Genomic DNA, 19369 nt, shown 5'->3' on the forward strand with positions numbered 1-19369 from the left:
CATCATTCCTCCAATTCGTTAGGCGTTCGGGCCGGGCGCGGGATCAAATAAATAAGCGTAATATACAATACAAATCTAATATACGAATGGATAAAATAAGTATAATTAAAATATGATATAATAAATACGCTATTTTAAGATGTTGACTGGTAGTATATTGAAATGAAATAACGATTATATTTGAATGGCAGTGGTCGTGATTCCGCCTTTTATTTTGATGGCGTCGTGCATTTTCACTGCAGTTTTGATTGGAATTATGTTTTAGCGCATTGCGATGCGCTTTTGCCAAGGGGCCTTACGGCATGATCGATTGCTGCTTTGCTGAAAAATTCCGCGACGAGAACAACCGCACTCTCGTACCCCGTGAGCTTGAGGGCGCGCCGTTGCCGCATGGAATTGGGCGGGTGCCTTGGGATGCAGCTGCTCTGAGCCAAACGGGCAAGGCGAGTGGCAGGAGCCTCTTGGCGCAGGTGGCACTGGTATTGGCGCTGTCCGTTTCTGGTCTCGCGCTGAGCAGTCATCGGGCGGCGGCAACGGATTATACGACGACCCAAACAAATAAGAATCTGGCTGATGGCGATACGATCACTACTTCAGGTGATGGTTTTGTTGTCTCAAGCGGTACTTATTCGGCACTAGGCAATAATACAATAAAAGTAACTGGATCAACTAGAAGTGGAATTTACGTAAACGGATCGAGTTCAACGGTAAATGCGTTCGGCACTACTATCATAGCCACGGCTAACGGAGGGTATGGTGTGACGGTTGCCGGTGGCGGTACCGCGAATTTGGAGAATGTCAGTATTACGACCTCGGGTGCTGCCGGCATTCAGACGCGGAATGAAAACTCTACGCTTAATGTGACGGGAGCAAATACCATTATAACCGCGACGGGCGGTGACGGGATTCTCATAAATGCAAGCAAGAACGCAAGCATCGCTGATGGGGTCACTATCAAAGCTAAATCCGCTCAAAAGAATGGCGTTACTGTAGTTGGTGGTGGGCAGCTTACGGTAGGTGCCGCAAATATTTCGGCAGAGGGAGTAGGAGGGTATGGTCTATATGCATCGGGCGAAGACAGCTCGATTGCTGCAACTGGCACGCAAATTGAAACGAAAGGGGCAACTGGCACGGCTGCTGGTGTGGTAGCGAATTCGGGCGCAACCATCAGCCTTTCCAATGTTCATATCAACACTGTATCCTCTAGTGGACATGGTGTTTGGATCGATGGTGCAGGATCTAATGTCGATATAAATGCGGGCACGAGCATCTCTACCGCAGGGGCGTCCGCTTACGGTGTTCTGTTGGAAAATGGAGCCACCAAGACGTTCACTACGGGAAACAGTGCAGATGCTATGCCGGGATCGATATCGGTACTGGGTGATGGTTCCGCCGCATTTGGAACTTATGGATCAGGTTCAAAGATCACCTTCGACGGAATCGATTTTCCGACAGCAACCGCCATCACGCTGGGTGCAAACGCATGGACTGTTATCGCAGGCAATAGTGGTCAAGTTGAATTCAAGGGCAACACGGCTGCCACGAATACCAAGCTTTTAGCGCAGGGTTCCGGCGCACTCCTGTTCACAGGAGCAGCCACAGCTACGGGTGCGCGAATCAAAACTGATGGCACCGACAGTTCATTCGACATCAGCGGCAGTTCCCGTACTGCAGATTTCTCGGTCGGCTCTTTGGAAGGGACGAATGGTAAAGCTGTTCTCGGTGCAAATAGTCTGACGATTGATGGAGCCACTTCGACGAGTTTCGGAGGGGTAATTTCTGGCACAGGCGGATTGGTTCGTGGTGGTACTGGCACGACGACACTGAGTGGGACGAACACCTATTCGGGCGGCACGACATTTGCCGGCGGCGTCCTTTCTGTCAGCGCCGATGCTGGACTCGGGAACGCAACAGGTGGTCTGACGTTCAACGGCGGCACGCTGCAGGTCACCGGCACGACATACAAGTCGACGAGTCGTGCGCTTACGTGGGGCGCAGGTGGCGGGACGCTCGACATTGCAACGGCTGGTAACACATTCACTGTTTCACAGAATCTCGGGGCAGGTGGCGCGCTGACCAAGAGTGGCGCTGGAACACTCGTGCTGTCAGGTACCAACGCATATACCGGTGGCACGAATATCAATGGTGGCGTGCTTTCTGTTGGTTCGAATGCCAATCTTGGTGCGGCAAGTGGCGCTTTGTCTTTCAATGGAGGTACGCTGCGCCTTTCGTCCGCGTTTGATAATGCCCGTGGCGTGACGCTCGGTGCTGGCGGCGGCACGATCGAAACAGCTACCGGCAAGAACACCTTTTCTGGTGCGATCAGTGGTGCGGGCGGGCTGACGAAGACTGGCGCGGGCACGATGATTTTGACTGGTGCCGATACCGCGACGGGACTGACGACGGTTGCGGCGGGTACGCTGCAAATCGGCAATGGCGGCGGTTCGGGTTCGATAGCAGGCAATATCGCCAACAGTGGCTCGATTGTTTTCAATCGCTCCGATGCATTGTCCTATGGCGGCGTCATCAGCGGTGGCGGCACGCTTACCAAATCTGGAGCCGGTACGCTCACATTGACTGCTGACCAGACCTATACAGGCATCACCACAATCTCGACCGGCATCCTGCAGGTCGGCAATGGTGCAACGGCTGGCTGGCTGGCCAGCAATTCGATCACGAATAACGGTACGCTGAGTTTCAATCGCAGCGACAGCAAAACCTATTCAGGCAATATCAGCGGAACCGGTTCGGTGCAGCAGAACGGGAACGGCACGCTTATTCTCAGTGGCACGAACAGCTATTCAGGTGGCACGACGATCAGCGCTGGCACGCTGCAGGTCGCAAGCGATGACAAGCTCGGTGTGGCGAGCGGTAAAGTGACGCTGGATGGGGGGACGCTCAACCTCGCAGGTGCGATCACATCCGGGCGCGCCTACACCGTCACGAGCCGTAACGGCACGATCGATACGGGAACTAACACCGATACGATTAGTGGTGTGGTGAGTGGCGCTGGCCGACTGACAAAAGCGGGTAGCGGAACGCTGGTACTGACAGGGACCAATAGCTATTCGGGCGGCACGACGATTTCGGCAGGAATACTGCAACTCGGTAATGGCGGGGCATCCGGATCGATTTCAGGCGATGTCGCCAATAATGGAACACTGATATTCAACCGCGGTGTTACAAGCACGTTTTCAGGAGTGGTCAGCGGCGCTGGTAGCTTGAAGCAAAGCGGCACGGGCCGTACGATCTTGACCGGTGCGAACACCTATACCGGCGATACCGTGATTGACCGCGGTGTACTCCAGGTTGGCGATGGCGGTGCGAGCGGCACGATTTCCAATACAGTCACGAACAATGGCAGTCTGGAGTTTAACCGTTCCGGTTCCTATACTTATGCTGGCAAAATCAACGGCACGGGTTCGTTGAAGCAGACCGGCACCGGCACACTCATTCTGACGGGTGATAGTGCCTATACCGGTCTTACGACGATCGAGAGCGGCACATTGCAGCTTGGTTCCGGTGGCACAAGCGGAAGTCTGAACAGTGATATTGTAAACAATGCGGCGCTTGTCGTGGACCGTTCGGATGATCTTACTTACGGCAAGACGATTAACGGTTCTGGAACGTTTGAAAAGCGCGGCACAGGCAAGCTGACAGTCACCGGCGACAATGATTATACTGGCGGGACGACTATTTCGGCAGGTATACTCCAGATCGGCAATGGGGGCGGCACAGGTTCCATCAACGGCGATATCGTCAATAACAGCGCTCTGATTGTCGACCGAAGCAATAATATTGATTTCACGCATGTCTTCAGCGGCACCGGCACGCTGGAAAAGCAAGGCACGGGCATTCTCACAATGAGCGGCGATAACTCGGCCTTCACCGGGACCACGACGGTGAGTGCCGGAGGGCTTGTTGTCGACGGGAATCTCGGCTCTGGAGAAGTGACGGTTTCAAGCGGTGCCTCGCTTGGCGGTACGGGCACCATTGGCGGCAACACAACGATAGGTAGTGGTGGCATACTTGTTGGAATGCAAGGTGCGACGCTTGATTTCGGGAGCAACCTGACATTGGCTTCAGGAGGCGTGCTGAATGTATCCTACGGCGCGCCATCCGATAACACGGATGTGCTGTTCAATGTTGGCGGTAATCTCAGCTTCAACAACAATGTGGTAAACATAAGCTCGCTTGGCGGTTTCGGCCCCGGCCAGTACAGTCTGTTCCATGCTGGCGGATCGGTTTCCGGAACGTTGAACGCGGGCAGCCTTCCGCAAGGTGTGAGTGGCACGGACATCACATTCAACTATGCAGGCAATGATGTCTATCTTACAAATTCTCAGGGAGTGTCCCTTGGATATTGGGATGGCTCGGTAACAAGCGCTGGCGGATCTGTGACGGGCGGTGATGGCACATGGGATGCCGCGGCAACAAACTGGACAGATGAGGACGGCAACCTGCATGCTGGCTGGAATAGCGCCCATTATGCCATTTTCGCCGGCCAGTCCGGCAAGGTTACGGTCAGCGGCCCAATCAACGCAACAGGCATGCAGTTTGTAACCTCCGGCTATTCGGTTGTCGGGGATGGGCTGACGCTCGATAGCGGTTCCACGGATGCGCCGATCATTCGCGTGGGCAATGGTGTGACGGCAAGCACGACTGCGACGATTGGTTCGGTTCTTTCCGGCACGAATGGCATGGAAAAAACCGATCTGGGTACTCTGATACTCGCGGCAGACAATAATTACACGGGCCAGACCACCATTCAGGCTGGCACGCTGCAACTTGGAGACGGGGGAGCCTCCGGCAGTGTCGTTGGTGGCATCACGATAGGAAGGCCGGGCGAGGACGACGATGCCGTTCTGGCGATTGATCACTCCGGTGGTTTCGCGCTGAACAACAAGATTGATGGTCGCGGAAAGTTGGTGCAGCAAGGCGAAGGGGCAACGACGCTTGCTGGAGTCAACACATATAGTGGCGGTACGGAAATATTAGGTGGTAGCCTGATCGTGGCTGCCGACAATAATCTGGGCAATGTTGCAGGCGCGGTCAATATCGATGGCGGTACGCTTCAGTTTGCTGCGGATTTGTCGTCGACACGCGGCTATACGATCGGAACCAATGGTGGCACGATCGATACCGGCGCCAACACTGACACGATTACGGGTGTCATTGGCGGCACCGGGCAATTCAACAAGTCAGGCACGGGAACGCTCATTTTGGGCGGTGACAATACGTTCACCGGCGATTTGCATGTGAACGCTGGCACTTTGCAGATCAGCGACAACAGCAATCTGGGAAATCCCGATAGCCACCTCTACGTCAATGACGCAACATTGCTGTTCGGTGATGATTTCACCATGACGCATGATCTGACTCTGGGCGGTGCCGGAGCTACAATTGATCTTAATGGACATGACAATTCGATTTCGGGCGTGATTGACGGAGGCAAGCTTACCAAAACAGGTGCCGGTACGCTTACTTTGACTGGCACCAACACCTATACCGGCGATACCGAGATTGACGGAGGTACCCTGGCCGTTCTTGAAGATGCAAACCTCGGCCAGAACGTCGGCAATAGCATCATCATCGGCAATGCAACCCTGCGTCTGGACGAGGACTTCGATACTGCGCGTAATATCAGCCTCACCGATGCCAACAGCGCGATTGATGTTCTGGACGACGGCTTCAACAGGCTCACGGGTGTGCTGAGTGGAAGCGGTGCTTTGAACAAGACTGGAACAGGCACACTCGTTCTGGGGGGAACCAACACCTATCAGGGCGGAACCGACATCCAGTCGGGTATCCTGCAGGTTTCCGACGACGGTAATCTCGGTGTTGCTGCGGGAGCCCTCCAAATACGCAATGGAGCCGAGCTGCAGTTCAGCCAAGGGGTGACAAGCGCCAGAAGCATTACACTTGGAACGACGGGTTCCATTATTGATACGATGGCGGGCACCAGCACGTTGAATGGTGTTGTCAGTGGCGGTGAACTACATAAAACCGGCAGCGGCACACTCGTTCTGGCGGGAAACAACAGCTATAGCGGCACCTTCATTGATGGCGGCACCGTCGAAATCAGCGCCGACGCAAACCTCGGTGCAGCCAATGGCACGGTTACTTTCAATGGCGGGACGCTGCAATTTGCTGCCGATGTTTCGGTCGCCAGAGCCATGACCATCAACAATGCCGGCGGGGTGATCAACACCCAGGGTCATACCGGCACACTTGGTGGTGTTTTTTCCGGCGCTGGGGAACTCACAAAACGCGGCAGTGGAACTCTCGTTCTGACGAATGGCGGCAATTCTTACAGCGGTGGTACCAGCATTGAAGAGGGAACGCTTCGTCTTAGTGGTGCTGGCTGGATAACAGGTGATGTGACCAATAGTGGTACTCTCGAATTCGCCAGCAATGGCACTCACGATTTTAGCGGAGTTATTTCCGGAACCGGCTCTGTCGTGCAGTCAGGCGCAGGTTCCACCATCACCCTTTCCGGTCGCAACACCTATGGAGGCGGCACTTCAATCACGGCTGGTACGCTTGCAATCAGCGAAGACGACAATCTGGGCACCGGCGGGCTAACCATTGCCAATGGCGGCGTTCTGCAGCTGAATGATTCTTTTGCGTTCACCCACGCCGTTGTTCTTGATGCCGGTGGTACAATCGATACCGGCGCAAATGATAACACGCTCGCAGCCGTGATATCCGGAGCCGGTGGTTTGACCAAGACAGGCAGCGGTAAGCTGACGCTGTCAGGCAATAACAGTTATAGCGACGGCACCGTGATCAAGGGCGGTATTCTGCAGATTGATGCTGACACCAATCTTGGAGCAGCGAACGGTTCCGTCACCATGGCCAACGGAACCACGCTTGAGCTGACAAACGACATCATGATGAACCGCGCCTTCACGCTCGACGGGGATGCGACGATACAAACCGATGATGGCACATCGACAATCAGCGGGGTCATCGACGGGAATGGTGGCCTTGCCAAAACGGGTGTTGGTACGCTGGTGCTAAATGGCATCAACACCTATAAGGGTGATACGTCCATCGATAATGGTGTGTTGCAGGTCGACAGTGACGACAATCTGGGTGATGCTGCAAGCCAGCTCTCCTTCAACGGCGGCGAACTACAGATCACTGGTAGCGACTTCAGTTCGAGCCGCAATATAACGCTGGAGACCGGTGGCGGCACAATCGATACCATGCTGAACAGTCCGGAAATAGCGGGTAATATTACCGGTGCGGGCAGTCTGACCAAAGTTGGCGAAGGCAAGCTGACACTTTCCGGCGATAGCAATGCATATAGCGGTGGAACCTTTGTTGAGCAGGGAACGCTGCAGGTCGGCAGCGATGATGGCCAGCACGGCAGCATCACCGGCGATATCGAGAATAATGGTACGCTGATCTTCTCCCGCAACACCCTGGCCTATGCCGGCAATATTGCCGGAAGCGGGAAACTGGAACAGGCTGGTATTGGCACGACGACGCTGACCGGTTCGGTAGATGTCGCAGGCGGGACGACCGTGGACAGTGGCGGAACGCTGCAGGTTGGTGATGGAACCACAAATGGCTCTCTGAAGGGTAATGTGGTTAATCACGGCACTCTTGCTTTTAATGCCACCGCCAACAGCAATATCAATTTTGACGACATTCTCAGCGGCGACGGTACCCTCGATCAAAAGGGAGCCGGCTCTTTGACGCTTACAGCAGATAGCAGTGGCTTCGACGGGGCAACGCATGTCGACGCAGGAACTCTCTATGTAAATGCCACTCTTGGCAGCTCGTCATCGACGATGACGGTGGCAACAGGTGGCAGTCTTGCTGGCGACGGCACGATTGGCGGCGATACGACTGTGGCGGGTACGTTGATTGGTGAGGACGGCAAGACTCTAACCTTCGGCGGCGGCTTGACTATGCAGGCAGGCAGCACGATCAACGTTTCTTATGGTGCGCCAAACGATAATGGGCTGTTTGATGTTCACGGGGCGCTTGCCTTGAACGGCAGTACGGTCAATATCACCGACTTCGGTGGATTTGGACCAGGTTCTTATCGCTTGTTCGATTATCAGGCTGGATATACCAAAACCGGCACAGGTCTGACGATTGGTAACGTTCCGGGCGGCACAAGTGCAGATGCCTATATCGTCTACGATGACACCCTCAAGCAGATTAACATCATGAACTCGGCGGGTGCCGATCTCAATACGTGGAAGGGTGGCAGCGGTACCTGGAACCAGTCCGATACGAGCTGGCATGATGCAAGCAATCCAAGCGTTACAGGTGCTTGGAAGAACTATGAGTATGCTATCTTCAACGATATGCCGGGTACCGTCGTCATCGATACGGGTATTCAGGCATCTGGTATGCAGTTCCAGGTAGATGGTTACAGCCTGACCGGTACGAACTCTCTCACACTTGCCCATGACCCTAATGCACCATCGTCTGATAAGCCCATCATCCGTGTGGGTGATGCCAGCGATGCTGGCAAGTCCATGACCGCCACGATTGCAGCCCCGCTTGCGGGAACGGCCGGCCTGCGGAAGACCGACTACGGCACATTGGTCCTGACAGGCGCCAACACCTATACCGGTGGAACCGACATCTATCAGGGCACGCTGGAGCTTGGCGATGGTGGCAGCATCGCCACGGCTGGAGGCATCTCTGTCGATGCCCAGGGGACGGACAAGGCGACATTTGCGATCAACAAGACCGGATCTGCCAGCTTCGACGGCGTGGTTTCGGGGGCAGGCCAGTTTGCGCAGAAGGGTGCCGGTGAAACGACGCTGACGGCGAACAATACCTATAGCGGCGGCACATTGATTACCGGCGGCACGCTTGCGGTCAGCAAGGAGAGCAATCTTGGCGCTGCTGCAGGTCAGGTGACCATCGATGGCGGTGCGCTCAAATATACGACAGGCTTTGCCAGCAACCGTGCCATCGTGCTTGGTGCGAACAATGGCACGATCGAGACTGTCGATACGGCCAATGCCATGACCATCAACGGTTCCATTTCGGGGGCTGGCGGTCTGACCAAGAGCGGGGCCGGAACGCTGGTTCTGACCAAGGACAACAACTATTCAGGAAACACCACGGTGCTGGCGGGCACCTTGCAGATCGGCGACGACCATTACTATGGCTGGATCAACGGCGCGATCACCAACAATGGGGTGGTTGCCTTCAACCGTTCAGATTCGGTTAGTATGGACAAGGCCATCTCCGGCACGGGCTCGGTAGAGCAGATTGGATCCGGTACGCTAACTTTGTCTGGTACCAACACCTACTCGGGTGGCACAACAATCTCCGCGGGCATTCTGAAGGTAGCCAGCGACAGCAATCTTGGCGCGGCTTCAGGCGCGCTTACGATCAATGACGCCACCTTCGAGAACACCGCCGCCATGACGACTGGTCGGGCGGTAAACGTAACGGGCCAGGGCGGCACATTCCAGACCAATGGCGATCTCACGTTGACGGGCGCGTTCGACGCTTCAGGCGCAAGCTATAGTTGGAGCAAGGGTGGCACCGCTAACCTGATCTTCGATACCAGTGCAACGGGTGATGTCGGTGAGGATGATGCGGCTCCGCTCATCCAGCAGGGCAGAGTTATCGTCAAGGGCAATATGAGTGGTGACTATTTAGTTGTCGCGGGCGGGAGCCTTGAAGTGACAGGCCGTCAGAATGGCGACATTACCGTCTCAAACGGCGGCATGTTGATGGGTGGTGGCAGTATCGGAAAAAGCGTGACTTTGACAAACAATAGCACGCTGCAGGGCGCGAGTGGCCAGACGATGACGATCGGAGGCAATCTCACGCTTAACAGCCAGGCCGATATCAATGTTACGCTTGGTCTTCCCTCGTCACGCAGTCTTTTCGATGTGCAAGGCGATCTGACACTCGATGGCACGCTGAACGTCACGGATGGCGGCGGCTTCGGCGCTGGTGTCTACCGTCTCATCGACTATGACGGCAACCTGATCGATAACACGCTAGTGATCGGGACCGCTCCCGGCGATGCAAGCCGCATGTGGATCGACACGGATACCGCAAACAAGCACGTCAACTTGATGAATGCTTCAGGCGTACATCTGAACGTGTGGGAGGGGCAGGACAACGGCACGTGGAATCTGGCGTCCGACCATTCCAACGACGTATGGACCGATAATGCCCAGAATATCAAAGGCCCTTATGACCAAGGCTCGTTCGCGGTCTTCGGCGGCACTGCCCAGGGCACAACCACCACGGTCAATATCGACAATAGTGCCGGACAAGTCACGGCTGCCGGGATCAACTTCGCCACGGACGGCTATGTCCTCAAGGGCGATGCACTGAATCTCGATTATTCCGATCAGCCGATTATCCGCGTGGGCGATGGTAGCGATGCGGGCAAGTCGATGACGGCCACCATTGAGGCTAAACTGACGGGTACCAAAGGTATCAACAAGACCGACTACGGTACACTGATCCTGACCGGCAACAGTGACTATACGGGTGGAACAACAGTAACTGGCGGCGTTCTGCAGATCGGGAATGGCGGTATGACGGGTGGCATTGAGGGTAATGTCAATCTTGTCAGCGATCCTTATGGTCACGGAACGCTTGCGTTCGATCGCCAGGGCTCGACAACCTTTGGCGGCGATATCTCCGGGGTTGGTGATGTTGTCCAGAAAGGTAGTGGCACAACGACTTTCAGCGGTGACAATAACTTCACCGGTGGACTAACGGTTGAAAACGGAACCGCGCAGGCGGGTGTCTCGGGTCATGCCTTCGGTACCGGCGTTTTGAAAGTGAAAGCCGGCGCGAAGGCCGATCTCAATGACTTGGACACGACGGTTGGTGGTTTGACTGCCTTTGATACTTCCGGTGCTGTGGGCGACGGCGACGTTACGCTCGGTTCTGGCCATTTGACCGTCGAGCAGAATTTTGACAGCAGATTTGCTGGTGTTATCTCTGGTACAGGCGGTTTCACCAAATCGGGGGCGGCGGACCTGACCCTCACAGGTTCCAACCAGTATAGCGGTGTTACGCTTATCGATCAGGGAACGCTGACACAGGGAAGCGAAAGTGCATTCAGTTCCGCATCCGCCTATACGACGGCGCGCAACGGCACGCTTGATCTTGGCGGTTACGACACGACCATCGCTTCCCTTGATAATGCTGGAACGGTCAATCTGAGCGATATGGCGGCAGGCACAACGTTGACTGTGGTTGGCAGCTACACAGGCAGCAATGGCACTCTCGTTATCAACACTGTGCTCGGCGACGACAATTCCAAGTCTGACAGGTTGAAGGTTTCCGGGGATACGGCAGGCACCACCAATCTGAAAGTGATCAACCGTGGTGGTCTTGGAGGGCAGACGGTCAATGGCATCGAAGTCGTCGATGTCGCCGGCCAGTCGAACGGCACCTTCTCGCTTGTCAGCGATTACACAACCAAGGACAACAAGAAGGCTATCTGGGCTGGTGCCTACGCATATACGCTGCAGCAAGGATCGGGCAGCGGAAACCAGGACGGAAATTGGTATCTCGTGAGCCGTTATGGCGATCCAGACCCGGTTGATCCCAACCAGCCTACCGGTCCCCGCTATGGTGCCGGTGTTCCGGTCTATCAGGGCTATGCGCAGAATATGGAGGCCCTGAACCAGCTGCCGACCTTGCAGGAACGTGTGGGCAATCGCTACTGGACGGGCGAGAATGGCGATGGCCAGACGAACGGCGCCATGGTTGACGGTCGCGGTGTGTGGGCGCGCATCGAAGGAGCGCACAACCGGCTGGAGCCGCAAAGCGCGACCGGCATGAAGCAGGACATCAATACCTTCATCATGCAGGCAGGTGTCGACGGCCAGTTCTACGAGGATGATAACGGCAAGCTGGTTGCCGGCATCACCGGGCAATATGGCACGGCGCATGGTCGTTCGCGCTCGTTCTTCGGTGACGGCTATACCGATACCAATGCCTGGAGCCTCGGTGCGACGGCAACCTGGTATGGCAACAACGGTTTCTACGTGGATACACAGGGCCAGCTTACCTGGTTCGACAATGACCTGTCTTCCGATGATATGAACTCGTCTCTGGCTGACGGCGCCAAGGCGTTCGGCTATGCGATGAGCGTTGAAGCAGGCCAGCGTGTGGCCATTGATGACCATTGGTCGCTGACCCCGCAGGCGCAGCTCATGTGGTCGTCGCTGGATGCGGATGCATTCCAGGACGTTATGGGCAACCGGGTTGGCCTCGACAATGCCAACAGCCTGACGGCGCGTCTGGGTCTTGCTGCCAACTACCGCAACAACTGGACGGGTGAGGATGGCCGCATGGTCAACACCTCGGTCTATGGTATCGCCAACCTCTACCAGTCCTTCCTGGGCGGAACGACAGTCAATGTAGCCGGGGTTGATATCGACACCGATACCGACAAGACATGGGCGGGTATCGGCGGCGGCGGCACCTATGCCTGGTCTGACAACAAATACGCCGTCTATGGCGAGGGCTCCATCAACACCTCGCTCAACCACTTCGCCAACAGCTATGCGCTGAAGGCAACCGTCGGCTTCAAGATAAAGTGGTAAAAGCCGATACCTCACACAAACACAGGCGCCCGGATAAAACCGGGAGCCTCGTCACAAAACCAAAAGGAAGGGCGATGGCAGGCTTTGCAGTGTGACTCCAGCGATCGGTGCGATTGGTCTGCTGCTGGTTTCGTGGACACCGAGTTAAGGTGTTTCCAATGAAACTGGAGCGCATAAATGCAACGAAGGAAGTTCGGCCACGAGTAGCAACGTGTGGTGGTGAAATAGGCGCGGGATTACGACGTCAGTGTTGTCCAAGCCGCTGCGCTGGATATTCACGAGGATGTCCTGCGCATATAGATGCAGGAAAAGGGTTTAAACCCGACGCAGGTTTTCCCGGCTGTATGGATGAAGCCGAGCAGCTTGAGATCGAGAGGCCGCTTAAGGAAATTGTCAGGCTGAGAAGGTAGGGAGGCACATCTTGAGAAAGTCGCTGCCCTACTTTGCGAAGGGGCCGTGATAATGAGGTGGCGACCTGCTGCCCTTGATGTCCGCGATTATAAGTTAGCTCTGTTCAGATTTTGGTCGTTTGTGGACTGGGCTGCAAACTCATAATGGCTCAAGCCACGAAGGCTGGTACGCGGACGATTAAGGTTGTAGTCGCTTCTCCATTCTTCGATGATTTGGCGAGCCGTTCCTCCTTGTAGAGCCGATAAAGCTTCTTCCAGTTCAGATCGAGGACTTCCCGTTTCAGAAGGATATGCAGACCGCGATAGCCGAAGCGACGGCGTTCACTTGCCAGTTCGTGCAGCCTGGACCGCGCGACATCATCTTCATCGCGGGTCGAACGATAGCGATAGACGCGAGGATCGATCCCCGCCAGATCGCAGGCCCGGCATTGTGAATAGCCTCTTTCTTCCATAGCCCCCAGCTCACGGCGTTTCTCCTTGATCCGGGCTTTTGAAGTTTTTTCCAAGCATCTCCTTCAGCGTCGATACGTCTAACATCGCGTCACCAGAAGACGCTTCAATTTGGCATTCTCGTCTTCAAGAGGCTTCAGGCGCTTGGCATCGGACACCTCCACGCCGCCATACTTCGAGCGTCACTTGTAAAACGTCGCATCACTGACGCCGTGCTTTCGGCACAGCTCAACTGCCGACATCCCAGCCTGATGCTCCTTCAACATTCCGATGATCTGTTCTTCGCTGAAGCGGGATCGTTTCATGTTCTGTCTCCTTCTCCGGAGAACAGACCAACCAAATTGCGAGGGCATTTCAGGAGAGCAGGTCAGAGGCACCCGCGTATCGCACGATCTTATCGCTGAAGACTCTCTCCATGGTCGTCATCGCGTCGAGCATTTCATGCACATGAATGTGTTGAGAGCACAACCGAGAAGGTTGGCTTGCCGAAAGATTGTGATGAGCGTTCAGTCAATATGCCGAATGTTCTGGATCGTTAGTTTGGAACGGATAAACCAAACTAAAAGTAGGTAGTCGATCGTTGACCTTTCTATGGACGGCCGAGGTTGGCTCTGCTTAGCTGCCGCTAGCTAGCATAGCTGACAAGCGTGCAATTTCCGGTGCCGTGCAGGTCGCGCGTGGCCTGAGCCGATGTGTGGTGAAGCTTTCGACTGCCGAGTTCGCGCGCCTGGATGATACGCTGGGCTAGGTAAGGTTGCTGGACATATGCGGCCTGTAAGCCGCAAAAGTGCCCTCTCTCGTGTTTGGCATATGAGCAAAGCGCCGCTTAAGGACTATCACATATACAGGGTGGAGGACACAGGCCTATACAAGACGAGGAAGGGGCAGCTGCGTCCGGGAGAAGCTATTAGATTGCACAACATCATACCGGATATGACAATATTTGAGCTAAGTGTCAGCAACATCGAGAGTAAGAAGATTGCGGACATCATTGCAAGGACTTGGCTTGAAGCAGTCGGAGGCGCTTATGCCGAGGTCAGCTCATCACCTGACCTAACCGCCCCGCCTGCTGGCTGGTTTTGGAGCTGCAATTTCATCGGGCCGGCACCGCAGGGTGCACCGACGTTGAGCGCACACGACCGAACGCTGCCTTGCTGGCGGCGTCATACTCACCAAGTAAAATCAGGCTTTCAAATTGAAGATGTTCTTCCAGAGCCGCTACGAGCTTGGCGTCTACGTGAATGTCATCGCATACAAGCCAGCTGCCGGGCCGCGCGAGCTTGGCCAAGAGAGGGCCAGTCAGGCCAATTTCATGCTCGCTATGCACCGCATCGCAAAAAATCACGCTATAGCTCTCCCTTAGCGGTGCTTCCAGAGCATTGCCGCGAATTATGGAAGTAATTTGAGGCAAAAGAGAGCGTTTCCGAAGGTTCTCAATCAGATACGCAATGGAACCACCATTCCCCAAAACCGGTCGCGCGATTTCATCGTTGGACGCGTATCCGATGCCTGTGTTGAGTGCTTCACAGAAATCACTTAGTGAAACGAACCCATAATCGACGGTGTCGAAGCGGCGCGTGCCCGCGCCGCCATCCCGGCGCCCGAGGGCAATTGCTGTCGTTGACCGACCGATCCATGGGCCGATCTCAAGAAAATCACCTTGGCTGTCCCGACCTAAACTGTAGAGCAAGCGCAATTCTAGCTCTGACATCCAGCCATCCGGCATGAATGACAATTCGACTGGGAGTTGCGGCAAGTTCTGCGGGTCAAAAACCCCATCCCGAAAGAGCTTATCCACCGGATCAGCCTCTATTGGTGCGCTATTTTGAGAATTTACTTTACGGCCCATGATTTTATTCATGAACATTTGGTTGCTACTCCCCGGCAAGTTCATGATGGAAACGGATGAAGGGCGAACATAAATACCACTCAGTGACTGGATGTATAGTTGCTGCCTCTACTCCAATGTACTGAGCCGACTATGCCCGCCTCTAGCGGGTTTTTCAATGGGTGATCCATGAAAACAGAGGACCTACAACGCACCTTCTTTGCGCGTGGCTTTGACGCGGACGTAATCCGCGACCTAACGCCGATCAGGCGAAACAGCTCGTCTCGAGGCGAAATGCCTTTCAGGCTTGGTAGTATCAGGTGGCGACCCGGCGGAGGCAAAGCAGGTGTATGAGGCAGGGAAGACGGTTGTAGAAGTCATTGGGCAACGCTGTTGATCGTATGATCAACGACAGAAAGCTCAATCCCGCTGCCGCAAATCTTAAGCCTTCTCAATAATCCTGATGTGCTTGCGCAGCTTGACCAATGCCAAAATCACGCATCAGCCGATTTTAATCCGCTGCATTGGATCGTGACGTCGGTCTATCCCGGATCAATGTGTTCGATCAAAACTGCCGGCGTCGTCGTTGCCGTTAGCTCGTCTGATGCGGCGCCCATGTCAGGGCTTCAGACAAAAGCTGCTTTGGGATTAGGCCTCGCTGGTTTACCTGCATCGGGTATTCTGCTTCTTACCCCTGGACCAACTGGTGATCAAAAAGATCAAACGATTACTCTGCCTAACGGAAGTGTCGTGACGGTTTCAGGTCAGGGGAAGGTCGCGATGTTGATCTGTGAATAGCTCCGAGTTTCGTATACACCCTCGGGTTAGATTTTCTGCTGCTTCTCACACTCGACTGGCGACAGCATCCCGTTCCTGACGTGTTTGCGTTTTTGGGTTGTAAAACATTTCGATGTAGTCGAACACGTCCTGACGAGCTTCATCGCGTGAACGGTAGACCTTGCGGCGTATCCGCTCTCGCTTCAGCAGGTTGAAGAAGCTCCCAGCCACCGCCTTGTCATGGCAGTTGCCCCGGCGACACATCGAGTGAACCAGGTTGTGGTGCTTGAGGAACGAAGCCCAGTCCATGCTGGTGAATTGTGAGCCCTGATCCGAGTGGATCAGCACCTTGTCCTTCGGTTTGCGTCGCCAAACCGCCATAAGCAGGGCCTGCATACGACGTCGGTGGTTTGGCGGCTCTGCATCGCCCAGCCGATAACACGACGGGAATAGAGATCAATGACGACGGCGAGATAGGCGAAGCCCTCACAGGTTCGAATATAGGTGATGTCCGTGACCCAGGCCGTGTCTGGAGCCGCGACGTCGAACTGCCGGTCGAGCGCATTATCTACGGCGACGGAAGGCCTGCCGCCGTAGATGCCGGGACGGCGTTTGTAGCCAATCTGCGCCTTTATCCCAGCAATGCGTGTCAGGCGTGCGACCCGGTTCGGGCAGCACATCTCGCCTTGGTCGAGAAGATCGTCGTGCAGCTTTCGATAGCCGTAGACCTTGCCGCCCTCTTCCCATGCCTTCACGAGCAGATCGGTCTGTCGCTTGCCTCACTGGCCCGCCTGCTCAGCGGGTTCTTCAGCCAGGTGTAAAACCCACTGGGATAAACCCGCAGGAGGCGGCACATCGTCCGCACAGAAAACTGCAAGCGATGCAGGGCAATGAACGCGTACTTCACTTTGCATCCCTGGCGAAATACGCGGCCGCTCTTTTAGGATATCTCGCTCCTCTGTGACGCGAGCCAGTTCCTTCTTCTGTCGCCTGATCTTCTCGGCCTCGTCATTGCCTTTGGCGCTGGACGCAGAAAACTCTTCTTCCATTCGTAAAGGGAATGCTGGCTGATGCCCAGACGCTGCGAAACCTCCGCGACAGGATAACCTCGCTCCGTGATCTGACGCACCGCGTCGCGCTTAAATTCTTCGCTGAAATTCGATTTGCTCATGATGCTCTTCTTGCCTCAAAATTAGGAAAGAAGCCGTCTACAAATCTAGGGGCTATTCAGCTATCATGATTTTGAAGTTGCTAGCGTGTGGCTAAGCTAAACCCCTTTTGGGGGCAAGCAGTTAGTTTGTGCAAATTATCTTAACAATTCCAAGGAGATCGAATGGTGGGCGTGACAGGGATTGAACCTGTGACCCCTACGATGTCAACGTAGTGCTCTCCCGCTGAGCTACACGCCCATTCGATGTGGCGCATACACCATATCGCGTTGCGCCCGTCAATGCTCTTTTTTGAAGTTCTTTCGTCTTTTTGTTGATGACAAAACAAAGAGCCGCGAATCCGCCGGATCGCCTCAGGCGGCGATCAGCATTTTTTCGATTTCGTTCACCAAGTCGCGCAGGTGGAACGGCTTGGAAAGCACCTTTGCGTCGCGTGGCGCGTCCGAATCGGGATTAAGCGCAACAGCCGCAAAGCCGGTAATGAACATTATTTTCAGGTCCGGATCGATTTCCGTCGCGCGGCGCGCTAATTCGATGCCGTCCATTTCCGGCATGACAATGTCGGTCAGCAGAAGGGAGAAAGGCTCTTCCTGCAATCTTTCATAGGCACTCGCACCATTGTCGAAGTGCGTCACGTGATACCCGGCTTTTTCCAACGCCTTGACGAGGAAGCGGCGCATATCATTGTCATCTTCAGCTAGAAGGATTCTCTTCATTGTTCCGTCCGAATTCTGTGTCGTGTTCATCGCCCAAAAGCTGACCCTTAACGACTCAATATCCACCGTAGAAAACGCTTCTTTGGTAAATATGGAATGAATGCTCGCCCGAATGTTAATTGTTATGGCGCGTATTTGGCAACAAGCTGTTCAGTGTGACAGGATTGTCGCATATGCACGCCGTGCAAGGGGCGCAAGATTCGTCTTCCGGCCATTTGCACGCATGGGCTGTCTGACGTAATTTATTGCGTTACTGACGTGGATTGTTGTCGGATGGCCTGAATGTTCCGGTCGAAAACGGGTGAAGAATGAGTTTGGAGCGCGATTTTAGTCTGATACCGCCCTTCGAGATATGCGCTCCGGCGGAACAGCGTATTCCGTTTGTTTTCAATTCACCGCATAGCGGGCGTTACTATCCGCATTCGTTCGTTGAGGCCTCTCGTCTAGACGCCTTGAGCATACGCCATTCGGAAGACTGTTATGTCGATGAACTTTTTGCTTCGGCCATGCGGCTCGGTGCCCCCCTGCTCAAGGCGCATTTCCCGCGTGCGTTTCTCGATGTGAACCGCGAGGCCTATGAACTCGATCCACGTATGTTCGCCGAGCCGTTGCCGCCTTTCGTCAATAGTCAGTCGGCGCGTGTTGCCGGTGGGCTCGGCACAGTGCCACGTCTGGTCGGTGAGGGGCAGCTGATCTATCCGGGACGCATTCCGCTCGCCGAAGCATTTTACCGTATCGAAGACCTCTACAAGCCCTACCACCAAACTTTAGAAGCGTTACTTCAATCCACGCGCCAGCGTTTTGACTATGCGGTTCTGATTGATTGCCATTCGATGCCTGGCGGCACACGACCCGGCGAAGTCGGATCGCGTCCGGATTTCATTGTCGGTGATCGTTTCGGTCGGTCGTGCAGCGAAAGGCTGACGCAGGCTGCCATCGATCTGCTGCAGGATCTGGGTTACACCGTTGCGCACAACAAGCCCTATGCTGGTGGGTTTATCACGGAGCACTACGGACGGCCTGCTATGGCCTGCCATGCCCTGCAGATTGAGATCAATCGCAGTCTCTATGTGAACGAGCAGAACCTGCACAAGCTTGCCGGTTTCGAAACGCTCTGTGCCGATCTGCACGGGTTCCTGAGCGACCTGACATCCCTGCCGGATGATCTCTTTATCGCCCCACCTCTGGCAGCGGAATAATCCGTTCCGTCGAGCGCTTCTCGCAGATAAAAAGAACCGCGCCCGAACGATACGAGCGCGGTCAAAGACTAGGGAGGAAATGCCCCGAAAGGCATCGACAGGAAAACCTGTCTGGGATTTAAGTTACGTCTGAATGGCGCTAACGTCAAGAAAGTACGCATATTTTTTGAGCTAATTTCAGTATGCTCAATATGTAGGCAAAATTAGCATGGTTTGCACAAGCATGCGCCATGTCTTGGAAACAGGAGTTC

At 54.8% G+C, this 19369-nt stretch carries 4 protein-coding genes, 1 tRNA gene and 2 pseudogenes; 2 read left to right on the top strand and 5 right to left on the bottom strand.

Translation table 11 applies throughout. From position 1 onward, the window contains the following. The first annotated feature begins 302 nt into the window (after nt 1–302). Nucleotides 303–12569: an autotransporter-associated beta strand repeat-containing protein gene (locus tag HWX93_RS15480; protein ID WP_176037873.1), complete on the top strand. Its 12267-nt coding sequence runs from the start codon at nt 303–305 to the stop codon at nt 12567–12569. A 607-nt stretch (nt 12570–13176) separates the two neighbouring features. On the opposite strand, the pseudogene HWX93_RS15485 reads toward HWX93_RS15480, so the two are convergent. The 5 genes and pseudogenes from HWX93_RS15485 to cpdR all read right to left on the bottom strand — a co-directional run. Then, nucleotides 13177–13734 (bottom strand): annotated as a pseudogene (locus HWX93_RS15485) (transposase); the annotation flags it as partial. 788 nt (nt 13735–14522) lie between these two features. Then, on the bottom strand, nt 14523–15296 hold the full coding sequence (locus tag HWX93_RS15490) for a class I SAM-dependent methyltransferase (RefSeq protein WP_176037874.1): 774 nt from the start codon (nt 15294–15296) through the stop codon (nt 14523–14525). 785 nt (nt 15297–16081) lie between these two features. Continuing rightward, nucleotides 16082–17205, bottom strand: a pseudogene (locus tag HWX93_RS23260) (IS3 family transposase). 163 nt (nt 17206–17368) lie between these two features. Then, a tRNA-Val gene (locus HWX93_RS15500) sits at nt 17369–17443 on the bottom strand. Between the two features lie 113 nt (nt 17444–17556). Further along, entirely contained in the window at nt 17557–17919 is a 363-nt protein-coding gene (gene cpdR / locus HWX93_RS15505) for a cell cycle two-component system response regulator CpdR (protein WP_002966536.1), read from the bottom strand. A gap of 308 nt (nt 17920–18227) precedes the next feature. Here cpdR and HWX93_RS15510 point away from each other — a divergent pair, with 308 nt between their 5' ends. Continuing rightward, the gene (locus HWX93_RS15510) at nt 18228–19118 is read left to right on the top strand and encodes an N-formylglutamate amidohydrolase (protein ID WP_176037875.1); all 891 of its coding nucleotides are present in this window, start codon (nt 18228–18230) and stop codon (nt 19116–19118) included. Nucleotides 19119–19369 lie beyond the last annotated feature (251 nt).

The organism is Brucella tritici (assembly GCF_902825325.1).
Classification (GTDB): Bacteria; Pseudomonadota; Alphaproteobacteria; order Rhizobiales; family Rhizobiaceae; genus Brucella.